This window comes from Glaciibacter superstes DSM 21135 (assembly GCF_000421145.1).
Lineage (GTDB): Bacteria > Actinomycetota > Actinomycetes > Actinomycetales > Microbacteriaceae > Cryobacterium > Cryobacterium superstes.
In genome coordinates this window covers 1-25161 of record NZ_ATWH01000025.1, presented here as the reverse complement: position 1 = coordinate 25161, position 25161 = coordinate 1, and the positions used below count along the sequence as shown (strand labels likewise).

The 25161-nt window shown below is 63.9% G+C and carries 30 protein-coding genes and 2 tRNA genes; 17 read left to right on the top strand and 15 right to left on the bottom strand.

Annotated features, from left to right (window positions below):
- The 4 genes from K323_RS0122770 to K323_RS0122755 form a co-directional block, all read right to left on the bottom strand.
- Window positions 1–298 (bottom strand): helix-turn-helix domain-containing protein (locus K323_RS0122770; RefSeq protein ID WP_022887567.1); only part of this gene is annotated, 298 nt, incomplete at its 3' end.
- Between the two features lie 306 nt (window positions 299–604).
- Window positions 605–994, bottom strand: coding sequence for a GNAT family N-acetyltransferase (locus K323_RS0122765; protein WP_342663028.1), 390 nt, complete (start codon window positions 992–994; stop codon window positions 605–607).
- Window positions 995–1264: 270 nt separating this feature from the next.
- Window positions 1265–1879, bottom strand: coding sequence for an HAAS signaling domain-containing protein (locus tag K323_RS0122760; RefSeq protein ID WP_022887565.1), 615 nt, complete (start codon window positions 1877–1879; stop codon window positions 1265–1267).
- Window positions 1876–2214 carry a PadR family transcriptional regulator gene (locus K323_RS0122755; RefSeq protein WP_022887564.1) on the bottom strand — a complete coding sequence of 113 codons (339 nt, stop codon included), beginning with the start codon at window positions 2212–2214 and terminating at the stop codon, window positions 1876–1878. The genes K323_RS0122760 and K323_RS0122755 overlap by 4 nt, the downstream gene beginning before the upstream one ends.
- Before the next feature lie 247 nt (window positions 2215–2461).
- Here K323_RS0122755 and K323_RS28180 point away from each other — a divergent pair, with 247 nt between their 5' ends.
- Window positions 2462–3247 (top strand): PIN domain-containing protein, encoded by a 786-nt coding sequence (locus K323_RS28180; protein WP_022887563.1) that lies wholly within the window; start codon window positions 2462–2464, stop codon window positions 3245–3247.
- A 64-nt stretch (window positions 3248–3311) separates the two neighbouring features.
- Window positions 3312–3377 (top strand) — tRNA-Ala (locus tag K323_RS29965).
- Window positions 3378–3449: 72 nt separating this feature from the next.
- On the opposite strand, the gene K323_RS0122745 is transcribed toward K323_RS29965, so the two are convergent.
- Window positions 3450–3926, bottom strand: a complete 477-nt coding sequence (locus tag K323_RS0122745; protein WP_026852027.1) for a winged helix-turn-helix transcriptional regulator — start codon at window positions 3924–3926, stop codon at window positions 3450–3452.
- Between the two features lie 113 nt (window positions 3927–4039).
- Between K323_RS0122745 and K323_RS0122740 the strand changes: the two genes are divergently transcribed.
- The 7 genes from K323_RS0122740 to K323_RS0122710 all read left to right on the top strand — a co-directional run bounded on the left by K323_RS0122740 (window position 4040) and on the right by K323_RS0122710 (window position 9449).
- Complete coding sequence (locus K323_RS0122740) at window positions 4040–4585, top strand: SRPBCC family protein (protein WP_022887561.1); 546 nt, start codon at window positions 4040–4042, stop codon at window positions 4583–4585.
- 44 nt (window positions 4586–4629) lie between these two features.
- Window positions 4630–5562, top strand: a complete 933-nt coding sequence (locus K323_RS0122735) for an NAD(P)/FAD-dependent oxidoreductase (RefSeq protein WP_157509555.1) — start codon at window positions 4630–4632, stop codon at window positions 5560–5562.
- A gap of 66 nt (window positions 5563–5628) precedes the next feature.
- Window positions 5629–6471 (top strand): MerR family transcriptional regulator, encoded by an 843-nt coding sequence (locus K323_RS29220; RefSeq protein WP_022887559.1) that lies wholly within the window; start codon window positions 5629–5631, stop codon window positions 6469–6471.
- Between the two features lie 11 nt (window positions 6472–6482).
- Window positions 6483–6923, top strand: a complete 441-nt coding sequence (locus tag K323_RS28170) for a nuclear transport factor 2 family protein (protein WP_022887558.1) — start codon at window positions 6483–6485, stop codon at window positions 6921–6923.
- 21 nt (window positions 6924–6944) lie between these two features.
- A complete protein-coding gene (locus K323_RS0122720) occupies window positions 6945–7745 on the top strand; it encodes a CPBP family intramembrane glutamic endopeptidase (RefSeq protein WP_022887557.1) in 801 nt (266 codons plus the stop codon).
- A gap of 121 nt (window positions 7746–7866) precedes the next feature.
- Window positions 7867–9174 (top strand): amidohydrolase, encoded by a 1308-nt coding sequence (locus K323_RS28165; protein ID WP_084697647.1) that lies wholly within the window; start codon window positions 7867–7869, stop codon window positions 9172–9174.
- Window positions 9174–9449 (top strand): hypothetical protein, encoded by a 276-nt coding sequence (locus tag K323_RS0122710; RefSeq protein WP_022887555.1) that lies wholly within the window; start codon window positions 9174–9176, stop codon window positions 9447–9449. The genes K323_RS28165 and K323_RS0122710 overlap by 1 nt, the downstream gene beginning before the upstream one ends.
- A gap of 69 nt (window positions 9450–9518) precedes the next feature.
- On the opposite strand, the gene K323_RS28160 is transcribed toward K323_RS0122710, so the two are convergent.
- A complete protein-coding gene (locus K323_RS28160; protein WP_022887554.1) occupies window positions 9519–10130 on the bottom strand; it encodes a hypothetical protein in 612 nt (203 codons plus the stop codon).
- A 148-nt stretch (window positions 10131–10278) separates the two neighbouring features.
- Here K323_RS28160 and K323_RS0122700 point away from each other — a divergent pair, with 148 nt between their 5' ends.
- Together K323_RS0122700 and K323_RS0122695 are read left to right on the top strand one after the other, a co-directional pair.
- Window positions 10279–10818, top strand: coding sequence for a peptidylprolyl isomerase (locus K323_RS0122700; RefSeq protein ID WP_022887553.1), 540 nt, complete (start codon window positions 10279–10281; stop codon window positions 10816–10818).
- 155 nt (window positions 10819–10973) lie between these two features.
- Window positions 10974–11681, top strand: coding sequence for a rhomboid family intramembrane serine protease (locus tag K323_RS0122695; protein ID WP_026852024.1), 708 nt, complete (start codon window positions 10974–10976; stop codon window positions 11679–11681).
- Window positions 11682–11805: 124 nt separating this feature from the next.
- Here K323_RS0122695 and K323_RS0122690 read toward each other — a convergent pair whose 3' ends face one another.
- Window positions 11806–12051: a cell division protein CrgA gene (locus K323_RS0122690; protein WP_022887551.1), complete on the bottom strand. Its 246-nt coding sequence runs from the start codon at window positions 12049–12051 to the stop codon at window positions 11806–11808.
- An 86-nt stretch (window positions 12052–12137) separates the two neighbouring features.
- Here K323_RS0122690 and K323_RS0122685 point away from each other — a divergent pair, with 86 nt between their 5' ends.
- The 3 genes from K323_RS0122685 to K323_RS0122675 are packed head-to-tail and all read left to right on the top strand — an operon-like array spanning window position 12138 to window position 13747.
- Window positions 12138–12941: a class E sortase gene (locus tag K323_RS0122685; RefSeq protein WP_022887550.1), complete on the top strand. Its 804-nt coding sequence runs from the start codon at window positions 12138–12140 to the stop codon at window positions 12939–12941.
- A 9-nt stretch (window positions 12942–12950) separates the two neighbouring features.
- Window positions 12951–13112: a hypothetical protein gene (locus tag K323_RS30125; protein ID WP_022887549.1), complete on the top strand. Its 162-nt coding sequence runs from the start codon at window positions 12951–12953 to the stop codon at window positions 13110–13112.
- On the top strand, window positions 13109–13747 hold the full coding sequence (locus K323_RS0122675) for an anthranilate synthase component II (protein ID WP_022887548.1): 639 nt from the start codon (window positions 13109–13111) through the stop codon (window positions 13745–13747). The genes K323_RS30125 and K323_RS0122675 overlap by 4 nt, the downstream gene beginning before the upstream one ends.
- Before the next feature lie 14 nt (window positions 13748–13761).
- Here the strand turns inward: K323_RS0122675 and pknB are convergent, their stop codons facing one another.
- From pknB to K323_RS0122640, 7 genes are all read right to left on the bottom strand, one after another.
- Window positions 13762–15462, bottom strand: coding sequence for a Stk1 family PASTA domain-containing Ser/Thr kinase (pknB, locus tag K323_RS0122670; RefSeq protein WP_022887547.1), 1701 nt, complete (start codon window positions 15460–15462; stop codon window positions 13762–13764).
- Window positions 15463–15524: 62 nt separating this feature from the next.
- Entirely contained in the window at window positions 15525–17231 is a 1707-nt protein-coding gene (locus K323_RS28150; RefSeq protein WP_022887546.1) for a protein kinase domain-containing protein, read from the bottom strand.
- Window positions 17228–18679, bottom strand: coding sequence for a peptidoglycan D,D-transpeptidase FtsI family protein (locus tag K323_RS0122660; RefSeq protein WP_022887545.1), 1452 nt, complete (start codon window positions 18677–18679; stop codon window positions 17228–17230). The genes K323_RS28150 and K323_RS0122660 overlap by 4 nt, the downstream gene beginning before the upstream one ends.
- Complete coding sequence (locus K323_RS0122655) at window positions 18679–20106, bottom strand: FtsW/RodA/SpoVE family cell cycle protein (RefSeq protein WP_022887544.1); 1428 nt, start codon at window positions 20104–20106, stop codon at window positions 18679–18681. The genes K323_RS0122660 and K323_RS0122655 overlap by 1 nt, the downstream gene beginning before the upstream one ends.
- Window positions 20090–21334 carry a PP2C family protein-serine/threonine phosphatase gene (locus K323_RS0122650; RefSeq protein ID WP_026852022.1) on the bottom strand — a complete coding sequence of 415 codons (1245 nt, stop codon included), beginning with the start codon at window positions 21332–21334 and terminating at the stop codon, window positions 20090–20092. The genes K323_RS0122655 and K323_RS0122650 overlap by 17 nt, the downstream gene beginning before the upstream one ends.
- A 4-nt stretch (window positions 21335–21338) precedes the next feature.
- Entirely contained in the window at window positions 21339–21899 is a 561-nt protein-coding gene (locus tag K323_RS0122645) for an FHA domain-containing protein FhaB/FipA (protein ID WP_022887543.1), read from the bottom strand.
- Entirely contained in the window at window positions 21896–22645 is a 750-nt protein-coding gene (locus K323_RS0122640; RefSeq protein ID WP_022887542.1) for an FHA domain-containing protein, read from the bottom strand. Before K323_RS0122640 ends, K323_RS0122645 begins: the two co-directional genes overlap by 4 nt.
- A gap of 210 nt (window positions 22646–22855) precedes the next feature.
- On the opposite strand from K323_RS0122640, the gene K323_RS0122635 reads away from it, so the two are divergent.
- Window positions 22856–22939: transfer RNA gene (locus K323_RS0122635), tRNA-Leu, on the top strand.
- A 227-nt stretch (window positions 22940–23166) separates the two neighbouring features.
- Here K323_RS0122635 and K323_RS0122630 read toward each other — a convergent pair.
- On the bottom strand, window positions 23167–23562 hold the full coding sequence (locus K323_RS0122630) for a hypothetical protein (protein ID WP_022887541.1): 396 nt from the start codon (window positions 23560–23562) through the stop codon (window positions 23167–23169).
- Window positions 23563–24142: 580 nt separating this feature from the next.
- Between K323_RS0122630 and K323_RS0122620 the strand changes: the two genes are divergently transcribed.
- On the top strand, window positions 24143–24856 hold the full coding sequence (locus K323_RS0122620) for a VOC family protein (protein ID WP_022887539.1): 714 nt from the start codon (window positions 24143–24145) through the stop codon (window positions 24854–24856).
- 17 nt (window positions 24857–24873) lie between these two features.
- A partial coding sequence (locus tag K323_RS0122615; protein ID WP_033373921.1) for a PadR family transcriptional regulator occupies window positions 24874–25161 on the top strand: 288 nt, incomplete at its 3' end.

Here is a 25161-nt window from a genome sequence, read left to right as displayed (position 1 = left end):
CGACCTCCTCAACCCGCTCGGCCGTGATCGAAGGCGGCCGCCCGGGACGCGGCTCGTCGACCAAGCCATCAAGACGGTCCGCCACAAAACGGGCACGCCACTTGCTGACCGTGTTCGACGAGCAACGCACCTGCCCAGCCACCGACTTGTTATCCAGGCCCTCACCACACGCAAGGATGATCCGGGACCGCAACGCCAACGCCTGAGAGGACTTCGCCCGCCGCGACCAGCGCAGCAACTGCTCCCGCTCCTCATCGCTCAACATCAACTCGGTCCTCGGGCGTCCAGTTCTGGCCATACCTCAATTCTACAACTTAACCAGATAATTTCAGGCGCACGACACTAGTTGCGCAAGAACACTTGGTCGGCCCGCGAACAGCGGGAGTTCTGCGGACGTAAAAACGCAGCAAGGGTCGTCACGTCGAGGGTTCGGCTAACGGACGGCGTTGACCGCGCCGGAAAGGTATCTAGAGTGGGCTGATGCCGTCGTCACCGTGGGTTCTCGTTGGACCCACATCGCCGATCGGTGAGTGGATACCTGCCTGTCGCCTGTTTCGCGCCCGTGAACGTTCTCTTGCGGAGGCCGTACCTGTCATCTAACGCTCTAGGCGTTGGGGTTACCGAGGCGCTCCATCCATGTTCCGGGGATATGCAAGTCGGTGAATCCAAACTTGGAATATAGGCCGTGCGCATCGTCGGTTGAGAGAGCAATGCGCCTCAGCCCTAGCGGCTCGCACTCTTCTACGACCCCAGCGATGAGCAATGCCCCGATTCCGTGGCCGCGAACCTCGGGGTCGACGAATACGTCGCACAGCCACGCAAAAGTCACCCCGTCTGTAACGGTCCGCGCGTAGGCGACTTGCCTGTTCGATGCTCTGTCGTAGACGCCGAAGTTACGTGAGCCGTCTATGGCGGCGTCCTGCGTTGATCGAGACCGTCCGGGTGCCCAGTACGATTGCTCGCTGATCCAGCGATGCACCTGGTCGCGGTCCATCTCCGCGGCATCGGCTGAGAAGCGATAATTCGAGTCCATTCCCCCATCTAATCGGCCTTGGATGCTTCGCTGCCCGTTCGCCACGCACACGCAGCAGGTGTGGCGTTGGGATCAGCGACGAAGAGGCCAACGGGCTCCCCTTACGAAACCCGATCGGCTGCCACGCAGCCGGCTGGGCCGAGGGGTGGCCGGCCCCTGACTAGCGCGCGCCTCATCTAACGGCGCCAGGCGGTGCCCGTTGAGGGTCCCGCATTCGGAACTCTCTCAATTTCAGCGACGGCGGAAGAGGAGCGAGACGATCGTCAACCCGAGCGCCGGCAGATAGAACACCACCGCCGTCAGCGGGGGAATGAGGAACACGGTGAGGGGGAAAGAGAAGCTACCCAGGGCGAGGCTCAGGATCAACGCGGTCACCAGGAACGCTGCAAAGCCTGTCGCGCAAATCGTAGACACAAGCCACCATCGGGATCCACGGGTGAGTAAGGGGATAAGTGTCAGCGCCAGTGGCGGCAGGGACGACAACGGAATCGGTACGTTTAGGTCCGGCTGGGAGAAGAAGCCGCCCACGAGAACCACAACAGCTGCGATTAAGAACGAGTACATCTGCAGTTTGCGTGCTCGGGTCGAGGCTGTGGGACGCGAAGGCTGACCCGGCTCCTCGTCCAACTGCTGGAGGGCTTGAGCCGCAACAGTCTGTGGCGTTCCGAGCCGCTCGAGAATCGTGGCAACATTCGCATCGCCACTCTCAAGAGCGTCGTGTATGTGAGCTCGAACCCCTTCAACGACGTCGACGCGGTAAGTCTTGGGAACGCTCGTCAGCTCCTTCGCGAGTTGGTCGACGTACTTTGTCACTTGCAGTGAGGTCGGGTCCACGTGCGTGTTCATGATTCGGTCTCCAGGATCTCGTCGACGGTACTTCGGAATGGACCCCAAACCTCCGTGAACTCGCGCAAGTTTTCGCGGCCGAGTTCGGTGAGGGTGTAGTAGCGGCGTGGGCGACCGACATCGGATTCACTCCATTCGGTGGTGACCAGGCCTGAACGGCGCAATCGCGACAACAACGGATAGACCGTCCCCTCGCCTGCAAGGAGGCCCAGTTGGCTGAGGCGCCGTGCGATGTCTAGTCCGTACCATTCACCGTCGCGCAATAGCGCTAGCAGGCAGAACTCTAGGACGCCCTTCCGCAGATTCGTGAGAACCTTATTCTCTGAGCTACCCATGCATTGCACCATACCCGGTTACACAAGGTAAGGCAACCAAGCTGGAGTGGGCAGACGGGTCCCCTTTTCGAACGACTCCGATGTCTCGCTGAGGGTTCCCCTTGCGGGACAGCTACCTAGCGAAATTTGAGACCACTCGAGGCAATGCGGATCTGGCTCGATCGGCTCACCATCCGAATCTCCGACCCGAAAGATCACCGGGCTCAAGCCGGTTTCGAATCGGGGCGAGTTTATAGACCGCTTTTCGGTGCGGGAGATTCGTCGAGACCTGCTGACTTACGGCGACCACGATGACGAGCACGCGTTAGAGGTCATCGACGACTTGGCAAGGCGCGTGCCGCTAATCGGCGCAATGACCACCCGCAACTTCACTGAGATCCGCGTGCTCCTGATCGAAGGGCGGAAGCTAGTGCCGGACGACGACATCAAGCGCCGAGTGGTTGATCGAGGCTTGGCGAAGCACGCACCGTTTCACAAGCACCGCAACAGCGTCGCCGATGCCCTACTCATCGAACTTTATGCAGGCGAGATAGATGAGGCGGGCGAGTTCGCTTTCGTAACCAGCAATAGTGAGGATTTCAGCGCAGTCGGCGTCGACAGGCGTGAACCGCATGCAGACATCGCTGCCGCGTTCGATCCCGCGAACTCGAACTATCGGCTGGGTGCGGCCGGGCTCGAGCGGGTTCTGCGGGAGCATTTTGGAGACGAGCTTGAGGAGCTGCTAGAAGAGACCGACATTCGCGAAGAACCGCGGCGGCTTGACGAAATTCAAGCAGTGGAGAAGGAACTTTTCGATCGCATCTGGTATCACCGCTCAGTGCTGGCGGACTACCGGTTCAAGCGGGATGGGGATACCGCTGAACTCACAAGGAACCGGGAGATCGCCGGCCCCGGACGCGCGCGCGTCGAGGCGACTTACCCGGAGCCCGGGCAGCTCGGGCCTTACACAGACTTTGAGCTCGGTATGCTCAACGGGAAGATGTCGGCACTCCGCTGGGTACTCGGCAGCGAGTGGGATTTCCTCGACACGTAGAAGCGTCAGTCGACGGGTGCGCCCCATGTGCGCCTCGGCTCATATAAAAGGGCCCTCTGACCAGGGAATGGACTTTCTATCGCCATGCTTTGCAAGCAGGAGGTCAGGAGTTCGATTCTCCTAGGCTCCACAATTGAATAACGCCCGCCCCATGTTTTTCGGGGGTGGGCGTTATTCATTTATCCGGCGCTGCTCTTCCGACCTATGCCGTCGCGCGCCCGCCACCCCTGCGTTGGGCGACGTAGTCGGCGGGCATCCCGGGTCCGAGACGGACGACGGTCTCGTCCGCGTGCACGGCGCCGCATCCTGCGCACACCGCCTGCGCAGTGACTTCGCCGCCGCATGCGGCGTGCCGGTAGAGAATCGGGGGCGGCCCGGGGGCGGCCCAGGCGTCGCCCCACTCAGTGAGCGCGATGAGTGCGACGGTGAGCGCGCGCCCCTTGTCGGTGAGGATGTAATCGGCGGAGCCGTCGCGCCGCATGATGCCGCTTGCGACGAACGAGTCGAGACGAGAGGCCAGCACGTTCGTGGCGATGCCGAGGTTGTGTTGGAAGTCGCCGAAGCGCGTCACTGCTGCGAACAGGGCGTCGCGAATGATGAGCAGGCTCCAGCGCTCACCGACGAGTTCGAGCGAGCGTGCGATCGAGCACACCTGTGTGTCGTACGTCTTGCCTAGCATGAACCCAATACTAACACTTGCGTGATGCAAGGATCGCGGTTACCGTTACGTGATGCCTTCACTTGCATCACACAAGCGAGGGTGAATCGAGACACGGACGAAGGAGTGGAGAAATGACCGCGGACTACAAGACCACAATCACGGTGAGCAAGACGCCCCAGGAGGCGTTCGACGCAATCAACGACGTTTCCGGATGGTGGGGCAGGATCACCGGGACCCCTACGGCGATGGGCAATGAGTTCGTCTACGTCGTGCCCGGTTTGCACTACAGCGGAATGCAGGTCACCGAGCTCGAGCCCGGGCGCAGCATCGCATGGCTCGTCACCGGCAGTTACCTGAGCTTTATCGCCGACACGCAGGAGTGGAACGGGACGACCGTCCGGTTCGATATCGACGAGGGCGACGACGGCACACGCATCACCTTCACGCACGAGGGCCTGGGGCCCGACGTCGAATGCTACGGCGCGTGCTCGAACGCGTGGGGCACCTACGTACGTGGCAGCCTCAGGGACTTCATCGAGACGGGCGTAGGCCAGCCCAACTCCTTAGAGGGCGACGAAGCGCTCGACGCGGCCGACCACGCCGAACTGCGCCGACGGATCGAGGGGCACGGGGTGATCGACACCGACGCCATCTCTCAGACGCTCCTGGACCAATAGAACGACAAAGCCACCAAATGAGCCTGGGCGCCACCATGACGAACATGGACAGTACACAGGAACAAGCCGATGTCGTCATCGTCGGTGGCGGGCCGGCCGGTCTCAGCGCCGCTCTCTCGCTCGGTCGTGCGCGGCGACGCGTCGTCGTCATTGACGACGGCCACCCTCGAAACGCGACTGCTTCGCACATGCATGGGGTCCTCGGTCACGACGGGCTTTCGCCGCTGCGGCTGCTCGAGCTCGGGCGGAAGGAAGTCGCAGGGTACGGTGTCCGCCTTATTCACGGCGAGGTATCTGCAGCGCACGTGAACGTGCTCGGAATCGAGGTTGACACTGCGGACGGTCCCATCCGCACTCGACGTCTCCTTGTTGCGACTGGCCTGAGCGACGAGCTGCCGAACATCTCCGGGATGCGCGAGCAGTGGGGGATGGGCGTCGTGGTGTGCCCGTACTGTGATGGCTGGGAGCACCGTAACGATGTGATCGGGGTCATCGCGACCTCTCGAAAAAGCATCGAGCAGGCACAGCTGCTGCGACAATGGTCGGACCGCGTCGTCTACTTTCCTAACGCGGTCGGCGAACCCGCGGTAGACGCGCGGGACGCGCTCGCGCGCCGGCGTATCCGGGTTGAGTCAGGAGTAGTCACCGGGCTGTGCATCGACGCCGGACAGGTGACCGGCGTGCAGGTCGATGAGCGCGTAGTTCCGGTGGGTGTCGTTTTCACCGGACCCGCGCTCCGGCCTCATGACGCCCTCTTACGCTCGCTCGGAGCGGCGACGACAGAGAGCGCGCTCGGATCGTGGGTCGACATTGACGAAGACGGGCGCACGAGCGTCCCAGGAGTATGGGCTGTCGGAAACGTCGTGGACGTGCGAGCCAACGTCTCGGTTTCGCTGGGCGCCGGCGCTCTGGTAGCCGGGGCATTGAACTCAGATCTCGTCGCCGACGACATCGCCCGTGCGCTCGCCGGCGAATGACGTCATGACCAGAAAGATCGCCGGGCCCTTGCACCTGACGTTGCGTGAGGTCGTATCGTCGTTCGTATGACAGCCGAAACGCGCAGAGTTGGCGAGGTGGCCAAGGCGGCCGGGCTGACGGTTCGCGCTCTCCATCACTACGACCAGATTGGCCTGTTGAAGCCGTCGAGCCGAAGCGGGGCCGGCCACCGGCTGTACGTCGACGCCGACCTGGACCGCCTGTACCGCATCTGCCTCCTGCGCCGGTTGGGGCTGTCCCTGGCCGAGGTGGCGACCGCTCTCGACGACCGGCGCTGGGCGCTGCGGCCCGCAATGGCCCGGCACATCGCGGAATTGGACCAGCGACTGGAGGCTGCGGCTCAGCTGCGGGGGTTGCTCGCCCGCCTGCAGGCAGGGCTTGACGGAGTCCGGACCCCGCCGGTGGAGGACATGCTGGAGCTATTGGAGGCGATGACCACGACCGAAGGAACTCTGACCCAACGCATCTCCATCGCGGTGTACGTCGACCTCGAGGCCGCGCACGACTTCCTGGTCCGCGTATTCGGGTTCGGTCCTGGCGAGTTGGCCCGCGACGAGCACGGCAAAGTCGTTCACGGGGAGATTCAGGCCGGCGACGGGGTGATCTGGCTGCACCCGGAATCCTCGGCGTTCGGGCTCGTCTCGCCCCGGACCGTCGGCGCCGCCACTTCCTGCATGGCCGTCATAGTCGACGACGTCGACGCCCACTACCGGCACGCGGTCGCCGAAGGCGCGGAGATCGAGTACCAGCCGGTGGACCGGCCGTACGGCTTCCGCGAGTACAGCGCACGCGACTGTGAAGGCGGACTCTGGTCGTTCATGAAACCACTTGCTGAGGCAGACCGCGCGCCGACTCGGCCCGAGGGCTCTGAGCAAAGCGGCAACAGGTGAGGAGAGGGACGATGGTCGACAAGGATGGTCCGGAAACACAGAACCCGGTCGAGTCCGAGCTCGTCGTGGTCGCCGACGAGTGGGCACGGGCGATTGTTTCCAACGACGTAGACCGGATCGCCGCCTTCATGGCAGACGAATGGGTGATCGTCTCCGAATCCGGGGTGTCGACACGAGAGCAATTCCTCGCATTCGTGGGCTCCGGGAAGTTGACCCAACCCGCAATGAACCGCAACAGCGATGCCCGGGTTCGTGCGTACGGTGATATGGCAGTGCTCACCATGCGGCAAACGAACACCGCCCATTACGGTGGGGAGCAATTCGACGCCGACGAGTGGGTGACGGACGTCTTCGCCCACAGCGGCGGCCGGTGGGCGTGCGTGTTGAGCCAGATCACGGCCGCTGCTGCTGGTCCTCCGTCGCAGGCGACGACGGGTTCAGGGCAGGGATGACAGCTCCAGGGATCGTAGGACATGGACAGAATCAACCAACGCCAGCTGATCTCGTTCGCCATCGTGTGCACGGCGATCACCGGCAGCCTCTGGGTCGCAGCGTCGCTCATGGGAACCGATGTCACGACATGGCCGGCCTTCCTGGTGTTCGGCCTAGGCGCGAGTGGTCCGTCCCTGGCCGCCCTGGTGATGCGAGTCATTGGCGGCAGACAACGGGAACCGCGCGCCCGGCTTGCCCCGCCATGGCTGTGGTTTCCGGCCGCGATCGTCCTTGGCGCCATGCCAGCCTTTTCCGCATCTCTGCTGGCGGAGCCGTCCGGGTTCTGGCAACGGATCACCGAATCCATCACCGATCAGATCTCCGGAAGCGGAGGGCCGCTGCTGTTCGTGATCCTGTATCTCATCGCCGGACCGCTGTCCGAAGAGTTCGGGTGGCGCGGATATGTTCAGCCGCGCATCCGGCAGGCGCTCACGCCGCTCACGACCTCGGTCATTATCGGGCTCGCATGGGCGGCTTGGCACGTGCCGCTGTTCTTCCTTAACGGAACGACGCAATCGCGGATCGGATTCTTCACCCTTCAGGGCGCAATGTTCTTGCTCACCATGATCCCGCTCTCGGTGACGTTCCTCTATGTTTCAGAAACGCTGCGAGGCGGCGTGTGGGCCGCGATCACCATCCACTTCGCCAACAACGTCGCGCTGACTTTCGCTCCCGCACCCTCAGCGGCCGACAGCGCCCTCGTCCTGGCAACGGCCATGCTCCTCGCAGCGTTCCTCCTCGTGCGAATGCGAGCGATCGGAGCCACCGTAGCCGTCACCTAGATCGGTCAAGCGTCAGTCGACTGGTGCGCCCTAGGTGCGCCTCAGCTCATCCTAACGAGGCCTCTGACCTGGTCCCAGTAGGCTGATCGCAACCGAATGCGGCCGATAGGGGTGCAGAAGAGTGAGTTCAGTGTTGCAGGATGTCACGGTCGTCACCGAACCACTCGTCGAACTCTACAAAGACCTGCACGCACACCCGGAACTCTCCTTCGCCGAACACCGGACCGCCGGCATCGTCGCCGAGCGCCTGAGAGCCGTGGGCCTCGACGTGATCGAAGGGATCGGTCGCACCGGCGTCGCCGGGGTTCTGAGGAACGGTGAAGGCCCCACCGTGCTCCTGCGGGCAGACATGGATGCGTTGCCCGTTCTCGAAGACACTGGACTCGACTACGCGAGCACGGCACGCGGCACCGACCCCGAGGGCAACGACGTGCCGGTGATGCACGCTTGCGGCCACGACGTGCACGTGGTGAGCCTCCTCGGCGCCACACAGCTATTGGCGCAGCATGCGGCGGACTGGTCTGGCACCCTCGTCGTGGTCTTCCAACCGGCAGAAGAACTCGGTGGCGGGGCGCAGGCCATGGTCGACGACGGGTTGTATGAGCGCGTGCCCAGACCGGATGTGGTGCTCGGCCAGCACGTGGCTCCGGCTCCGGCCGGTCTCGTCGGTGCGCACCCCGGGGCCGCTTTCGCCGGTGCTGACGCCTTTCAGGTTCGGCTGTTCGGTCGTGGAGGCCACGGTTCCCGCCCGGAGACCACTGTTGATCCTGTCGTCATGGCGGCCTCGACGGTCATGCGACTGCAGACCGTCGTCTCCCGGGAGGTCGCGGGCAGCGACACGGCCGTTGTGACGGTCGGCCAACTGCAGGCCGGCACCAAGAGCAACATCATTCCGGACGAAGCGGTGCTGGGCCTCAGTATCCGCAGCGCGAGCGTACCGGTACGAACGCGCGTCATCGAAGCCGTGCATCGCATCATCCGAGCCGAGGCGCAGGCATCCGGTGCAGAACGGGAACCCGAGATCACCGCAGCCGAGTCCTTCCCGGTGTTGGTCAATGATCCGGATGCCACGAGCCGCGTTGTCGGCGCCTTCCAGGCCGCATTCGGTGATGGGCGTGTGATTGCACCAGGGGCGGTGACCGGAAGCGAAGACGTCAGCATCCTCTCGACGGCGGCGGGAGTTCCGCTGGTCTATTGGTTGCTCGGCGGCGCCGACCCAGAGCAGTTCGCGGCCGCAGCTTCCCGTGGAACCACCCTGAGCGACATTCCGTCGAATCACTCACCGCACTTCGCGCCGGTGATCCGGCCGACCCTCGACACCGGAGTTGCCGCCCTGGCTGTCGCTGCCCTCGAGTGGTTCGGGCCTGAGGGTTTCACGCCTGAGCGGTCACGTACCGACACAGCCGATACTGCCGGCAGTAACGGATGATGCGGGACCGCCTGCGGCTCACGCTCCGCAAGCCGTGGCTCGGCTGGTTCCCGAAACCGACCGTCGTCATCGGCGGGCGCGGGCAGCCGGCCCAGTGGGGAACAGGAACCTGGCAGATACCGGCCGATGAAGCCGGCACGATCGGCGTCTACCTGTACAACCGAATGTGGAAATATGGCGCCGCCGAGTTCAACCTCGACTCCGAGCATCCGAGTGCGCTGGTCTACACGGCTCCGTGGCTGCCGTTCCTGCCTGGTCGCTTGAAAGCTGGATGACGAAAACGCCCCGGTCACCGACCGGGGCGTTCCTGTGTTCTTGCGTTTGAGTGCCGGGAGCCCGGGAGCCTAGCTCTCGGGGCCCGCAGACGTCCCGTCGCCCGGTGTTTTGGGGGTCGGTGTTTGGGTGGTCGATGGTGCAGTGGTCGAACCAATCGGCCCTGGGGCGCTGACTTCACCCGGCTCGTCGTCGGCGACCCACAACTCGTCGTCGGCGCGGAAGGTCTGCCAGACCGCGTAGGCGACACCTGCGACGGCGACCAGGCCGACACCGACGGCGATGTAGGTTCCCGCGCCCGGGCCCTTCTTCTCTACAACAACCGGCTTCTGGAACCGCACGCGGTTCAGAGCGGCGCGCACCCTGGCATCGTTCGCGATGTCACCGACCGACATCACCGTGCCGATCGCGTTGCCGATTCCCGGCAGAACGTCGCCGACGAAGCGCTTGCGTACGCCATCGGCCAAGTGTTGGGTCGCATCCACTCCGGGGCGAACATACGTCTGGTAACCCTCGCGAACCCGGGGAACGACCTCTTCACGAGTCAGGTTGCCCGCTTGGCGTCCGGCCTCGCGGGCAACGGAGTTGGCGTGGTCAAGCACATCTTGCTGGTGATTCCACAATTCGTCTGCGCTCTTGCGCAGCCGACCGAGTTCCTTGCGGCGCTTTCGTGACAGGCTCATCTGGACCCTCCATCGATGTCGTGTTGCGAACACAGTCCATCTTGCCACTGAATCGGCTGGGAGCGCTCTGAGTATCTGGATGCGGCATATTCGATACGGCTCCACCGCGACGCATTCGGATTCCGGTCGCTGTGCAAGAATTGTCGCTATGTCTAAGCACACCGCTGTCGCAACGCTCAACACCACCATCGGCCCGATCAAGGTCAACCTCTATGGCAACCACGCGCCGAAGACCGTGAAGAACTTCGTTGGCCTGGCGACCGGCGAGATCGAATGGACGCACCCCGAGACCGGCGAGAAGTCGAACACGCCCCTCTACAACGGCACTGTGTTCCACCGCATCATCAAGGACTTCATGATCCAGGGCGGCGATCCCCTCGGCCAGGGCATCGGCGGCCCCGGCTACCAGTTCGACGACGAGATCAACCCCGAGCTCGACTTCACGCAGCCCTATGTGCTCGCCATGGCGAACGCGGGAATCCAGATGGGACACGGCACCAACGGTTCGCAGTTCTTCATCACCGTCGTTCCGACGACCTGGTTGCAGGGTAAGCACTCCATCTTCGGTGCTGTCGAAGACGAAGAGTCGCGTGCCATCGTAGAGAAGCTGGCAACGGTTCCGACCGATGGCCGCGACCGCCCGCTCGACGAGATCGTCATCGAAAGCATCACCGTCGAGTCGGTCTAGGCACTCTCGAGATGAACGACGCTCCGGATACGGCGGCGAACTACTGCTACCGGCATCCGGGTCGGCAGAGCTTCATACTGTGCCAGCGGTGCGGGCGCACGATCTGTCCCGAATGCCAGACTCAGGCCGCCGTCGGGGTGATCTGCCCTGAGTGCATGAAGGAGCAGCGGCAGAACGCGCCGCGCACGAAGCCGGCCATTCTGACCCGCGTCGGCCGCCTATCCGGCAGTGGTGCACCGGTCGTCACCTATTCGATCATCGGGATCACCGTCTTCATCTTCATCCTGCAGCTGATTCCGGGACTGGGGATCACCGACCGGCTCTTCTACGCTGGAGCCTTCTCCTATCCGGGGAGCTTCGAGCCCTGGCGAATGCTGACCAGCGTCTTTGTGCACTCCACCGGTTTCATCTTCCACGTGCTGCTCAATATGTACACGCTGTGGATCTTCGGGCAGCTCCTCGAAGGGATGCTTGGACGTGGCCGGTTCCTCACGCTGTACCTGCTGAGCGGGCTGGCCGGGTCACTCGGGGTTCTCCTACTGTCGGATCCGCTGAGCGGCGTTGTCGGTGCATCCGGCGCCATCTTCGGGCTGATGGGCGCGTTCCTGGTGATCCAGCGACGGCTCGGCGGCAACTCCACGCAACTGCTGATCCTGGTCGGCATCAACCTGGTGATCGGTTTCCTCCCCGGCCTCAGCATCGCCTGGCAGGCACACGTCGGCGGGCTCGTCGGAGGAGCCTTGATGGGCCTGATCTACGTGCAGACCAGAAGGCGCTCGCACCAGAGTCTGCAGAACATCTTGATCATCGCCCTGGCAGCCGTTCTCATCGCGCTGAGCTTCATTAAGTTCATTGTCGCCTGATGGCTGGTCCGGTAAAACCGGAGTTATCCACAGGAGTTTCCACATTGGGGATAATTACACGCGTGTAATTGCCCCGATAAATGGGGGCGCCAAATGGGGGCGGCGAATCGCCGGTGGTGCGAGCTCAGCGCCAGCGGGTTGTCATCAGGAAGCCGATGAAGGCGATCCCGAATCCGACGAGGATGTTCCAGGACCCGAATGCTGGTACCGGGTAGAGGCCCTGGCTCACGTAGAAGACAATGATCCAGACCAGTCCGAGCAGCATGAAGCCGAACATCACGGGCTTGAACCAGACCGGGTTCGGTGCGTCCTCGCCGGAGCGGGCCACCTCGTCGTGGACGGGCTTGGTGCGGGGATTCGAGCGTGCCATGGCACAGATTCTACCGTGATTGCGCCTGCGAACCCGATTCGGGCCCTGGCGCGTGGCTGTTCAGCTCCCCTGATTAGAATCTATCCATGACCGAACTCGGTTCCATCACCCCTGCGCCCGCACATCGTGGGCGCAGAAAGCTGCGTGTGCGCCGCAGGGTCACAGTGGTCGGTGTTCTCGGCGAACTGCTGATCACCGGCGGAGTGCTGGTGCTTCTGTTCCTCGGCTGGCAGCTCTGGTGGAACGACATGATCCTGGCGAACTCCCAGACCGAAGCGGCCACCGAGATCAGCCAGGACTGGATCGAAGAGGACCGGGCCGCGCGCGGTGACGATGAACCTCCACCGGACCCAGCGAACTACGGCGACCCCGTCGTTGCCGTCGCGCCGGCAGAAGACGATCCGTTCGCGGTGCTCTACGTTCCGCGCTTTCCGGAGGGCTATCACCGCACCATCGCCGAGGGCACCAGCATGGACGTGCTCAACAGCGAGGTACTCGGAATCGGTCACTACCCCGGCACCCAGATGCCGGGAGAGGTCGGCAACTTCGCGGTCGCCGCGCATCGCAGCGCGTATGGCGGCGGCATGAATCGCATCAATGAACTACAGGTGGGCGACGCCATCTACGTGCAGACGGCCGACGGCTATTACACCTACCGCTTCCGCGACCTGCACTACGTTCAACCGAGCGCCGTCGAGGTGATCGCGCCTGTTCCGAACGTTTCAGGGGTGGCACCGACCGACCGCATCATCACCCTGACGAGCTGCAATCCGCTGCTTTCGACCGCCGAACGCATCATCGCGTACGGTGTCTTCGAGTCGTGGCAGCCGACGGCCGCCGGCCCGCCGGCCGAACTCACCCCCCTCATCGCCGCTCAGGCCCAAAGCTAGGAGGTCACCGTGTACGCAACCATTTGGCACATTCTGCCCGGCCCGGTCTGGCTTCGCATCATCTTCGTCCTCGTCCTCCTCGCCGGCGTGCTGTACGCGCTGTCGACGTGGGTGTTCCCCTGGGTGGAGAGCATCGTCAACAACCAGGAGGCGACGGTCGGCGGACCATGACTCGAATTCTGGTGATCGACAACTACGACAGTTTCGTTTACACACTGAATGGGTATCTGCAAGAGCTCGGTGCCGACACCGAGGTGCTGCGGAACGACGCGTTCGACGCCGCAGAGTCGGCCGATCGGGTGCGGGCATATGACGGGATTCTGCTTTCGCCAGGTCCGGGTAAGCCGGTGAATGCCGGGGTGTCGATCCCCCTGGTGAATGCGGCACTTGAGGCGGGCAGCCCGCTGTTCGGCGTGTGCCTTGGGCACCAGGCGATCGCCGAGGCGTTCGGAGCGACGGTGACGACGGCCGAAGAACTCATGCACGGAAAGACGTCGCTGATCACGCACGACGACAGTGACTTCTACGACGGGGTTCCGCAGCCATTCACGGCCACCAGGTACCACTCGCTCGCCGTGGTCGATTCGACGGTTCCGGATGCGCTGGTGGTCACCTCACGCACCCAGGGCGGGGTGATCATGGGGTTGCGACACGAGTCAGCCCCGATACTGGGCGTGCAATTCCACCCTGAGTCGGTGCTGACCCAGGGCGGTTACCGGATGCTTGGCAACTGGCTGGCCACCGCGGGCCTCCCGGAGGCCCGCGAGAGGGCCAAGGACCTGAATCCGCTTCTACGCCTGAGCTAGGAGCCCGAGCTTTCTCATTCGCCCGAGCAGTAGAAGAGCGTGACTTCAGAGTTCTGCGGCACATCACCCGGCGCAATCGACTGGCGAATCACCGGTGAACCCGGCTCCTTCTTGCACGTCGCATCCGCCTCTTGGGCCGGAACCAACTGCAAGTTCTCTGCACTCAGCAGGTCCGTCGCCGCGCTCAGCGACTGTCCGGTGAGGTCACTGAGCGTGACCAGCCCGCTCGACACCACGAAGTTCACGGTGACACCCTCGTGTTCCTCCGTGTTGGCAACCGGGTCGGTGCGCAGCACCACATCGGCGGCAACGTTCGGTGAATTTTCCCTGGTGACCGACCCGGGTGAGAGGCCCGCGGCCGTGATCGCGGCCTGTGCATCCGCTATCGGCTGGTTCGTGACATCCGGAACCGCAACCGGTTCTGCACCCGTCGACACCACAACCTTCACCACCTCGGCCGGCTGCACAATCGTGCCTGCGGCTGGCTCCGTGCGGATGACCTGGTCTTTCGGCACTGTCGCACTGGATTCATCCGACCGCGTGGCGGCGAGGTCGAGGTCTATCAGCGCGTTCTGCGCGTCGTCGAAACTCTGCCCGGCAAGAGACGGAACCTCGCGCGAATTGTCAGGAAGCTCACTCGACGGCGTGAGGCTGAATGCCCAGAACATCACCGCGATCACGATCACGATGACACTGACGATTCCTGCCCACACCCAGATCACCGGTGGCCGGCGCTGCGTGCGCGCCATGGTCTGGTCTTCTGAAAGCTGCTTCAGCGCCAGTTCGGAACCAGAAGCGACAACGGGTGGTGCACCGAACAGGCCGGCGGTCGCTTCGTCAACCCGGCGGTGGACAGGGATGTGACCGGCTCCGGCCGTTTCGACGTCTGCGCGAAACTCACCCGCACTCTGGTAGCGGGCGAACCGGTCCTTCGCCAGAGCGCGCATCACAACGGCGTCAAGCGCCGGGGAGACCTTCGGGTTGATCGAGCTTGGTTTGACGGGCTTTTCGCTCACGTGCTGGTAGGCGACGGCCACCGGAGTCTCGCCGCGGAACGGCGGTCGCCCTGCGAGCATCTCAAACAGCACAACACCCGTGGAGTAGAGATCGGTGCGGGCGTCGACTGACTCGCCCTTGGCCTGCTCCGGCGAGAAGTACGATGCTGTTCCGAGAATGGCCGTGGTCTGCGCGACCGTCGTCGACGAGTCTGAGATGGCCCTGGCGATGCCGAAGTCCATCACCTTGACCTGGCCGGTGCGGGTGATCATGATGTTGCCCGGTTTGATGTCGCGGTGCACCACCCCTGCCCGGTGGGAGTACTCGAGCGCGGTGAGCACGCCGTCGATGATGCGAACGGCTTCTGTTGCCTCGACCGGGCCCTCACGGATGATGTCTTTCAGCAGTCGGCCGTCGACGTGTTCCATCACGATGAACGGCAACTGTGACTCGTGACCGTTCGCGTCGGCCACGGTCTCCTCGCCGGCATCGAATACCCGCACGATGGTGGGATGCGCCATGCGAGCCGCTGCCTGCGCCTCCTGGCGGAAGCGGGTGCGGAAGGCGGGGTCGGTGGCCAGCGACGATTTGAGCAGCTTGATGGCGACGGTGCGACCGAGGCGGGAGTCGGTGCCGATGTGCACATCGGACATGCCTCCGCGGCCGATCAGCGCGCCAACGCGGTACCGCCCCGCGATCACACGGCCATCTTCAGTCAATGCCTAGCTCCCATTTCGCATAGCTCCCCGTTTCATCCGCAGGATCTCGGTTATCCTATCCGCTAGGGGATTATGGGATCAGTTGTGGTCGACTTGACGGTCACCGGCGAGGTGGGCGAGAAGCCCGACTCGATCTGGCCGCAGAAGTAGCGGAACTTGACCGTGAAGTTACCGGAACCGGCCGTGATGGTGGCCTGCGTGACATCCGCCGAAGTGGGGTTCGGCGGCTGTACGGCAGCGCCGTTGCCCTCTGCAACCACCTCGTAGCCAGACAGCGTCTGGCCACTCGGGCACGACTGTGCCGCCCACGACACCTGAACCGCGGAGCCTGGAGCGATATCGCCCGAGGTCTCGATGGTCGGTCCGTTGGCCGGGGCGTCTGGAGTCACGACCGCTCCGTAGACGGTGACGGTGATCGACGTTCCCTTCTCGACAGGGCCGGTGGGGTTGACCGTGTAAACGGTGTCGACGGCGTCTGGCGTGGTCGCGGCGTTGCCGGTGGCCACGTTTGCCACCAGTCCGAGGCCCTCGAGCTTGGCGCGGGCGTCGGCACTCGACAGCCCGACGAAGTCGGCCTCGGTGACCGTCACCCTGGTGCTTGATGGTGTGGGTGCTGGTGTCGTCGGCTTCGGTGTCGTTGGCGCCGCGCTCGAAGCGGTGGGCGAGTTGGTCGCCGGAGTATTGCCCGGGTTGGCGAAGAAGGCGATCAAAACGCCGATCAGAACGATCGCGAGAAGGGCGATGAGCACGATCAGCGGCCAGGTCCACGGACTGCGCTTCTTCTTCTCATCTTCACCGGCCGCTGCTTCGGCACCGGCTCCCAGCGTGGCCGTCGGCAGGATCGTCGTCGCCTGGGTCTGCCCCGCAGCTGCGCCCGGCATGAGCATGGTCGCTGCGGTCGGCGTTGCTCCGCCCAGAACGGCGGGTACGGATGCTGCGGCGGCCGCGACATCCCCTCGGCGGAGCGCCTGCGCGGCGCGTGCGAGGTGTGCGGCAGAGGTCGGTCGGTCGGCCGGGTTCTTGGCAATGCACGCGAAGACGAGGTTGCGCACGGGCTCGGAGACGGTCACCGGCAGGTCGGGTGCTGTCTCGTTGATCTGGGCCATCGCAATGGCCACCTGTGACTCGCCGGTGAACGGGCGCCGGCCGGCCAGCGCCTCGTAGGCGACGATGCCGATCGAGTAGATATCCGTCGTCGGCGAAGCCGGGTGGCCGCTGGCCTGCTCTGGCGACAGGTACTGCACCGTTCCCATTACCTGGCCGGTCGCGGTGAGCGGAACCTGGTCGGCAATGCGAGCGATACCGAAGTCGGTGATCTTCACGCGACCGTCTGGAGTGATCAGCAGGTTGCCCGGCTTGATGTCCCGGTGCACCAGACCCGCCGCGTGGGCAGCGTGGAGCGCCGCAGCGGTCTGGGCGACGATGTCGAGAACCTTGTCGGTCGACAGCACGTGCTCGCGTTCGAGGATGGTGGACAGTGCCTCTCCCGGCACCAGTTCCATCACCAGGAAGGCGCTGCCCTCCTCCTCGCCGTAGTCGAAGACGTTGGCGATGCCCTCGTGGTTGACCAGTGCGGCGTGGCGTGCCTCAGCGCGGAAACGCTCGAGGAAGCCGGGGTCGCCGAGATACTCGTCCTTGAGGATCTTGATCGCGACTGTTCGGCCGATGACGAGGTCTGTGGCCTGCCATACCTCACCCATTCCGCCGATGGCAATCCGGGACTGCAGCTCGTATCGTCCCCCGAAGGTGAGCCCTGCTGTGGGTCTCATTTATTCAGCACCGCCTCTAGTACCTGTTGTGCGACCGGTGCGGCAAGAAGGTTGCCGTACCCTGTTTGACCTAGTCCCCCGCCATCCTCAATGAGGACGGTTATTGCATACTGCGGGTCGTTAGCGGGAGCAAAACCGGTGAACCAGAGCGTATAAGGGTCATCCTCACCGTTCTCTGCCGTACCGGTCTTTCCTGCCACTTCAACCCCGTCTATTGTTGCATTGCTCGCCGCGCCGTCATTGACGTTGTTGACCATCATCAAGGTCAGCGTTGCGGCGTTCTCTGCGCTCATCACCCGCCGAACCTCCATTGGTTCGAAGACCTCCAGCTTGCTGAGGTTGGGGGCGAGGATCTGGTCGACGAGGTTCGGTTGCATGAGGACCCCATCGTTGGCGATCGCGGACGAGACCATGGCCATCTGCAGCGGCGTCGCACGGACCTCGTACTGACCGAATGCCGACAGGGCGGTCTGCGCGTCGTCGAGCACACGAGGGTAACGGCTCTGGGCCACGTCGAGCGGGATCGTGTAGTCGGTGTTGAAGCCGAACTTCTCTGCCATGTCCCTGATCGCCTTGTCGCCGAGCTCCAACCCGAGCTCTGCCATCGGGATGTTGCACGAGAGTCGGAGTGCGGTTGCGATGGTGACGGTCGCTCCGCCTCCGCAGTTTCCGCCCTCTGTGTTGCGGACGATCGTGTTGGTGCCTGGAAGCTGGAAAGTGCCCGGGTTCGGGAAGGTGCTCTCTGGAGTGAACTTGCCCGATTCGAGCGCCGCGGCGACAACAACGAGCTTGAACACCGAGCCTGGAGGGTTGAGATCACCGATGGCGCGGTTGATGAGCGGATCAGCCGGGTCGGCAAGCAGCGCGTCGTACGTGCTGGTGACTTCCTCGTTGTTGTGCACCGCGAGGGTGTTCGGGTCGAAACTCGGCTTTGAGACCATGGCCAGGATGCGCCCGGTCTTCGGTTCGGTCACCACGACGGATCCGGTGAGGTCGCCGAGGGCATCCCAGGCGGCCTGCTGGGCGACGGGGTCGATCGTGACCTCGACGGCGGCACCGGTCGGTTTCTGCCCCGTGATGATGGCGTTGAGTTTGTCGAAGAACTGCGCGTTCGAGGTGCCGCTGAGCTCACCGTTCAGCGCGTGCTCAAGACCGGTGGGTGCGCCGTTGATCGGGATGAACCCGGTGATCGGCGCGTACAGCGGACCGTTGCTGTATGTGCGCAGGAACTTGTAGTCGTCTCCGGCCGGCATTGACTGGGCGACGGGCTCACCGGCGACGAGGATCGGGCCTCGCTCCACGGAGTATGAATCATAGAGCGTGCGCGTGTTGCGGGCATCCGCTGCCAGGTTGTCGGCCTGGAAACCCTGGATGACCGTTGTCGAGACGAGGAGGGCGACGAACATGAGTAGAACGACGACGCTCACCCGTTTGAGTTCGCGATTCATCAGACCACCAGCCTTGGTTGGTTGCGCACCGTGTCAGACAGGCGCAGCAAGAGGGCGACGATGATCCAGTTGGCGACCAGAGAGGAGCCGCCGGCGGCGAGGAACGGCGTGGTCAGCCCGGTGAGCGGGATGATGCGGGTGACGCCGCCGATGACGATGAAGCACTGGAGGGCGACCACGAAGGCGAGACCGACACCGAGCAGCTTGCCGAAGTCATCTTGCCCGGCGAAACCGATGCGGAAGCCGCGAGCGACGAAGAGTAGGTAGAGCGCGAGGATGGCGAAGATTCCGGCTAGGCCGAGCTCTTCACCGAGGCTGGCGATGATGTAGTCACTCTGCGGGACCGGTGTGATGTCCGGCCTGCCCTGGCCGAGTCCGGTCCCGATCAGACCACCCTTGGCGAGCCCGAAAATGCCCTGCACCAGCTGGTAGCTGCCGCCATCGGCGTCGTACACGGCCGGGTTGAAGGCATCCAGCCAGTTCGTGAAGCGGCCGTTGACGTAGCTGAGCGTCTGGCTGGCCACGATCGCGCCGCCGACGAACAGTGTCATGCCGAGCACGATCCAGCTGAGGCGCCCGGTCGAGACATAGAGCATGACCAGGAACAGGCCGAAGTACAAGAGGGCGGTGCCGAGGTCGCGTTGGAAGATGATGACCGACATCGACAGGGCCCAGAGCACCAGGATTGGGCCAAGGTCACGTAGGCGTGGGAAGCGCATGCCGAGGAACTTCTTGCCGACCATCGAGAGTGAGTCACGGTTGCGCACCAGGTAACCCGCGAAGAAGACTGCCAGTGCGATCTTGGCGATCTCGCCAGGCTGGAAGGTCGCCGCCGAACCGAAGCTGATCCACACCCTGGCCCCGTTGACCTCGTGGCCGAGCCCCGGGATGAGCGGGAGCAAAAGCAGGATGACGGCCACGAAGCCCGCGATGTAGGTGTAGCGGAAGAGGATGCGGTGGTTGCGAATGACCAGCATGACCACGATGGCGGCGACGATGGCGATCGCGCTCCAGGCGATCTGCCGCACGGAGGCGCTCTCCCACCCCGCATCGTTGTTGGCGATGTCGATGCGGTAGATCATCGCGATGCCGATGCCGTTCAGCAGCGTTGCGATCGGCAGGATGAACGGATCGGCGTCGCGCGCCACAAATCGCATGGCGACGTGGAGGCCGAAGACCAGGAACGACAGGCCTGCACCGAGCAGCACGAGCTGGGTGTCGATGGTTCCCAAGGCGCCGAGCTGCACGAGCACGACGGCTCCGGCGTTGATGGCGCAGGCGATGATGAGCAGGAAGAGCTCGAGATTGCGCAACTTCTGGGGCAGGTGCAGTCGCCGAATGCTGCCTGTCGGTGTTGATCCGGCTGGTGTTGTGCCCGAGGCTGATGGGCCCTGCGGCGCCGTCTGCCGGTCAGTCTGCGCTGGCATTTTCGAGCCGTTCGATGATGGCCTTCGCATCCTGGAGCGACGTGGCACTGATGGTCTGCTCAACCTGTTGGCGATCGTAGCCGCGCAGATCTTTCAGGAGCACATCGGTGTCCTGGTAGACGCTCGACAGCTTGATCGGGCCGAGGTCTTGCTGTACCCCCTGGAAGATGGCGACGGAGTTGCCCTCCGCGCCGACGAAGTAACGGGTCTGGGTCCACTGGTAGCCGAGGACTGCTCCGCCAACGATGGCGATGACGAGCAGAATGACGCCCACAAGCCAGGTGATCTTGCGCCGCTTGGCGCGACGTTCGTCTTCCTCGATGAGCTCGGAGAGGTAGTCCTGGGAATCCGGTTCGAAGTGGGTTTCGCGAACCGGGTGCAGGCGAAGGGTGGGGAGCCGGAGTGCGCGGGCACGGGCTGGTTCTTCTCCGAAGGCGAGGGGGGCGGATGCCGAGCCGACCACGATCGGGGACTCGTCGCGCGGATTCTCGGCTTCCGCCTCATCCGTGCCGATGTCGACGACGACGATCGTGACGTTGTCTGGGGCGCCGCCGTCGAGGCTCTCCTTGACCAGGCGATCGGCGACCTGTTGAGCGCTGATCCCGCTGGAGAGCGCGCCCGCGATGGCCGTGTGGGAGACGACTCCGCTGAGACCGTCTGAACAGATCAGCCAGCGGTCGCCGGGGTGGGTGGCGAGGATGGAGGTGTCGATCTCCGGCGCCGATTCGACGTCGCCGAGCACGCGCATGAGAACGGACCGGCGCGGATGCACCATGGCTTCAGCCTCGGTGATGCGCCCGCTGTCGACCAGGCGCTGAACGAAGGTGTGGTCCGTGGTGATCTGGGAGAGTTCGCCGCCGCGCAACAGGTAGATGCGGGAGTCGCCGATGTGGGCGATGGCGACCTGGTCGTGGAGTACGACGAGGGCGCTGACGGTTGTGCCCATCCCGGTGAGTTCAGCGTGCTCGAAGACGGTTTCGGCGAGTTGCGAGTTCGCGGCGATCAGCGCAGCTTGCAGGGCGAATTCGGCGTCGCCGGCCGACTGGTACGGCTTATCGGCCTCGATGATGCGCTTGGTGGTGATCGCTGATGCGACGTCACCACCCGCGTGACCGCCCATGCCGTCGGCGACGACGAACAGGGTGTGGCCGGCGTAACCGGAGTCCTGGTTGTTGGAACGGATTTTGCCAACGTGGGATGCGGCCGCGCTCTGACTGACTGTCGCCATTCACCTACCGCCGGAGCTCAAAGGTGGTCGCGCCGATCTTGACGGTGGCGTTCAGCGGAACCGGGGTAGGAATGGCGAGCCGACTGCCGGCGAGGAAGGTGCCGTTGGTCGAGTCGAGGTCCTGGATCATCCAGTCGTCGTTCCATAGCATCAGGCGGGCGTGGTGGGTGGAGGTGTAGTCGTCGCGGATGACGAGGCTCGAGTCGCCGGAGCGGCCGATGGTGATGGGATCTGTGCCGAGCGGGAACTCGGTGCCGGCCTTCGGGCCGGAGGTGATGACGAGGCGGGTTGCGTTGTGGACGGTGGCCTTCTCTGTGCCTGCACTTGGCGGCGCTCCTGAGTGCTGTGCTGCTGAAGCGGGCGACGGCGCTGCCGTGGCTGTGGGCTGGGCTGTCTGGAACGGAGCCCCCGAAGCAGGCGCGGCACCGGCATCGGTCGCCAGCTTGCGTGCACGCTGGCCGAACAGGTCGCTGCGGAGGGCGTAGACGATGCCGAAAATGAACAGCCAGAGCAGGAGGAGGAAGCCAAGGCGGAGGACGAGGAGGGTGAGTTCACTGGGGTTCACGTAGATGGCCCCCAGAATCCGCCCATGTCGTGACGCCCGGTGGCGTCGTCGACCCTGCGATCGGCGGAGTGGTCGACGGATGCCGCCTGCGCGAGTACCCGGAAGACGATGGGGGTTCTGCCGATGGTGACGACGGAGTCCGGTTCGAGAATGGCCTGCTTGACCGGGTTGCCGTTGAGCTTGGAGCCGTTGGTCGAGCCGAGGTCGCGTACCTGGGCGCGGGAGCCGTCCCAGAGGATCTCGACGTGGCGGCGGGAGGTGCCGGTGTCGTCGACGGTGATGTCGGCGTCGCTGCCTCGGCCGATGACGGTGCGGGATTTGACGATTGGGTGGCGCTTGCCGGCGATGTCGAGAACCGGGGTCCAGGCGACGCTGCCCTTGACGTTGCCGGAGTCGATCTGCACCATGCCTTCGGAGAGGCCGGGGTCTTCGGAGAGGGTGATGGAGATGCCGCCGGCGAATTGATAGTGCTGGGCGGTGGCGTGCTGTTGAACGAGTTGGGTGAGTTCGTCGACGAGGGCAGGGCCGAGGCCGGTCATTCGAGCGTGGTCTGCATGGCTCATGCGCACGGTGAAACGGTTGGGTGCGAGGATGCGATCGCGGGAGACGACCGCGGCTTTGGTGTCGAGCTCGCGGCGCAGGGCGGAGGTGATCTCCACGGGTTGCAGGCCCGACTTAAAGGTCTTGGCGAAAGCGCCGTTGACGGCGCGCTCCAAGCCTTTTTCAAAGTTGTCCAGTATGCCCACAGGTCTCCCGATCCGGTCCGTTTGGCTATGAGCATGTTACTTGCCCACGGTGTTAATGCGCCTTCGGAGTCTATTGGTCCCCAAATGTCATCCCATGGGAGTAAAGGATGCCCCCGCTCTGGTGAGGCCTCGCGCTGCTCGAGCTTGTCGATGTGACCCTTCGCCGCGAATGGCAAACGCCCACTAGAAAGTGCTAGCATTCCTAAGTTCGCGCGAGTGGCGGAATTGGCAGACGCGCTGGCTTCAGGTGCCAGTGCTCGAAAGGGCGTGGGGGTTCAAGTCCCCCCTCGCGCACAGTGGGTTGATTGCAAATCTGAGTGAATCAGTTTGCATAACTCTCAGCGAACACGAAAGGCCCCCGAGAAATCGGGGGCCTTTGTTTTTTCAGTGTTTTCCTGGCTGGTGGCTGCCGTGGGAGACCGTCATTGCTTGGTGAACCTTGCAGGCCAGCCCGTGTTTTCGGGTTTCGGGCAGGGCTGAACCCGCCTGTCGTGCATTAATCGTGTGTATGAGGTGACCGGCTATTCCGTGACCGGTTTTGTTGCCGGCGGCGGGGGTTTGTAGTCTCCCCATCGGCCGACCCGGCTTTCACGGTTCTTTCGCTTACTACGAGTATCGAGTTTCCGCTGCCGTTTCTCGAGCTGCTGTTCGACGGTCTCTTGGCTGAGGAGGTCGGAGACGAACTTGTCGATCTTCCTGAGGTTTCCTGCCGCAACGAGCACGGTGATGAGGAGGTACTGTGCGGTGTATCCGCGTACGCGCCGGCGGGTGGCGTCTTTGAGGGACTCGTGCGCTCCGTCTTTAAGGAACCCGTTCTGTCCTTCGATGGTGTTGCGGTCGCTGGAATAGATCTCTTGCCATTCGGCTGAACCGTAGTGCAGGGACTGCATGAATTTGGCTGCGGCCTCGATAGGCACGCTGACGGATGTCTTGTTGGTGCAGATGCGGTCCTGCTTGTTGGGCGCGGGAGGGTTCAGGATCGGGGCTTATGCATACCAGCGAGGGTATGCGGCCAGAGCGGTCAAAGGCCGCGAGGAGGTGCAGGAACGCGTCGATGCTGAGCGCCGTGCGCCCCTATCGCGTCCTGCCTAGCGGATCAATGCCGTGCGTTCGGGCGATATCTACGAGTCGCGGAACCAGCAGCCCGGCGCCGTAATCGCGATCTGTCTCATTCAGGAGAACAGGGGTGAAAAGTGGGAGTCGGGCGAGTAGTCCGAGAAGGCGACGGGTCCAGCGGACAGCACATAGTCGCGGTGTGCGCAATGAGCGATCTGTACAGGGCCTTGCCGTCTATCGGTGGTCTGTCTGCGAAGTCAGACGGGCGGATCGACGTAAGAGCCACGGCAGCAGACCATCTCGTCGCACGAGGGCTTGGCCTGTTAGCGCGAAATGAGTGTGGTGAGCCGTGCGAGCCCTTCGTTTCCGTGGCTGCTACGGACTGGACTCTGGTACTCTGAATAGGTAACCAAATTTGGCTACTTGATTGAGAGGGGCCGTATGGCTGGTGAGATGACGGTGCCCTTACTGCCCTGCGCATCGATCGATGTGATGGCGGAGTTCTACGGGATGCTCGGCTTCCGCACGACCTATTCGCAGAAGCTGCCCAATCCCTATGTGACTCTCGAGCGCGAAGAAATCAACCTCCACTTCTTCGGCATCCACGGGTTCAAGCCCGAGGACTCCTATGGAACCTGCCTTGTGCTGGTGCCCGACACGGGCGAGCTGTTCCGGGCGTTCGCCGAGGGGATGCGAGCTGCGCACGGCAAAATCCTCGTCTCAGGAATCCCTCGCATGACGCGCCCGCGCGTGCGGAAGAACTCCGGAAACATGTCCGGGTTCACCGTGATCGATCCCGGCGGCAACTGGATCAGGATCATGGCCATGTCGGCCAAGCCTGAGGATGAGGACGCGGTGCTCGACAAGCTCGCCGCCTCCCTGCGCAGCGCCGTGGTCATGGGCGACTCTCACGGCAAGCACGGACAGGCAGCGCGGATTCTCGATGCAGCCCTCGAGCGCAATCGGGGCGCGGCGGGACCGGTCGAGCTCCTCGAGGCACTGGCCTACCGTGCCGAACTCGCCGCCCGCTCCGACGATCAGGTAGCTGCCCGCAAGTTTCTGGCCAGCGCGAGGAACATCACTCTGACAGACGCTCAGCGGCGCGCGGCGGAGGACGCGCTCGCCAGCATCGACGACCTCGCCGCAGCGCTGTGAGCCAGTCGGTGGTCCGTATGCTCGTACTCGGAGCCGTCCGGCGGCGCGGACGGGCCCACGGCTATCTGGTCCGGGTCGATCTCGAGAGTTGGGGCGCTCACGAGTGGTCGACGGCCACGTCCGGCTCGGTGTACCACGCGCTCACCTCGATGAGTGCTCGCGGTCTGCTCAGCGTCCACGATGCCGCGGCCAGCGATGCCGGCGGCCCACCGCGCACCGAGTACGAGATCACTGCCGAGGGGGAAACGGCATACTTCGCCCTGCTGCGCGCAGCGCTCTCACGGCACGATCCCCGACTCGACACG

Excerpts from the sequence above, each read along its gene's own strand:
- K323_RS0122765 (WP_342663028.1), bottom strand. The coding sequence starts at position 994 with ATGGACCGCGACCAGGTGCATCGCTGGATCAGCGAGCAATCGTACTGG.
- K323_RS0122760 (WP_022887565.1), bottom strand. The coding sequence starts at position 1,879 with ATGAACACGCACGTGGACCCGACCTCACTGCAAGTGACAAAGTACGTC.
- K323_RS0122755 (WP_022887564.1), bottom strand. The coding sequence starts at position 2,214 with ATGGGTAGCTCAGAGAATAAGGTTCTCACGAATCTGCGGAAGGGCGTC.
- K323_RS0122745 (WP_026852027.1), bottom strand. The coding sequence starts at position 3,926 with ATGCTAGGCAAGACGTACGACACACAGGTGTGCTCGATCGCACGCTCG.
- K323_RS0122740 (WP_022887561.1), top strand. The coding sequence starts at position 4,040 with ATGACCGCGGACTACAAGACCACAATCACGGTGAGCAAGACGCCCCAG.
- K323_RS0122735 (WP_157509555.1), top strand. The coding sequence starts at position 4,630 with ATGGACAGTACACAGGAACAAGCCGATGTCGTCATCGTCGGTGGCGGG.
- K323_RS29220 (WP_022887559.1), top strand. The coding sequence starts at position 5,629 with ATGACAGCCGAAACGCGCAGAGTTGGCGAGGTGGCCAAGGCGGCCGGG.
- K323_RS28170 (WP_022887558.1), top strand. The coding sequence starts at position 6,483 with ATGGTCGACAAGGATGGTCCGGAAACACAGAACCCGGTCGAGTCCGAG.
- K323_RS0122720 (WP_022887557.1), top strand. The coding sequence starts at position 6,945 with ATGGACAGAATCAACCAACGCCAGCTGATCTCGTTCGCCATCGTGTGC.
- K323_RS0122710 (WP_022887555.1), top strand. The coding sequence starts at position 9,174 with ATGCGGGACCGCCTGCGGCTCACGCTCCGCAAGCCGTGGCTCGGCTGG.
- K323_RS28160 (WP_022887554.1), bottom strand. The coding sequence starts at position 10,130 with ATGAGCCTGTCACGAAAGCGCCGCAAGGAACTCGGTCGGCTGCGCAAG.
- K323_RS0122700 (WP_022887553.1), top strand. The coding sequence starts at position 10,279 with ATGTCTAAGCACACCGCTGTCGCAACGCTCAACACCACCATCGGCCCG.
- K323_RS0122695 (WP_026852024.1), top strand. The coding sequence starts at position 10,974 with ATGAAGGAGCAGCGGCAGAACGCGCCGCGCACGAAGCCGGCCATTCTG.
- K323_RS0122690 (WP_022887551.1), bottom strand. The coding sequence starts at position 12,051 with ATGGCACGCTCGAATCCCCGCACCAAGCCCGTCCACGACGAGGTGGCC.
- K323_RS0122685 (WP_022887550.1), top strand. The coding sequence starts at position 12,138 with ATGACCGAACTCGGTTCCATCACCCCTGCGCCCGCACATCGTGGGCGC.
- K323_RS0122675 (WP_022887548.1), top strand. The coding sequence starts at position 13,109 with ATGACTCGAATTCTGGTGATCGACAACTACGACAGTTTCGTTTACACA.
- K323_RS28150 (WP_022887546.1), bottom strand. The coding sequence starts at position 17,231 with ATGAGACCCACAGCAGGGCTCACCTTCGGGGGACGATACGAGCTGCAG.
- K323_RS0122660 (WP_022887545.1), bottom strand. The coding sequence starts at position 18,679 with ATGAATCGCGAACTCAAACGGGTGAGCGTCGTCGTTCTACTCATGTTC.
- K323_RS0122655 (WP_022887544.1), bottom strand. The coding sequence starts at position 20,106 with ATGCCAGCGCAGACTGACCGGCAGACGGCGCCGCAGGGCCCATCAGCC.
- K323_RS0122650 (WP_026852022.1), bottom strand. The coding sequence starts at position 21,334 with ATGGCGACAGTCAGTCAGAGCGCGGCCGCATCCCACGTTGGCAAAATC.
- K323_RS0122620 (WP_022887539.1), top strand. The coding sequence starts at position 24,143 with ATGGCTGGTGAGATGACGGTGCCCTTACTGCCCTGCGCATCGATCGAT.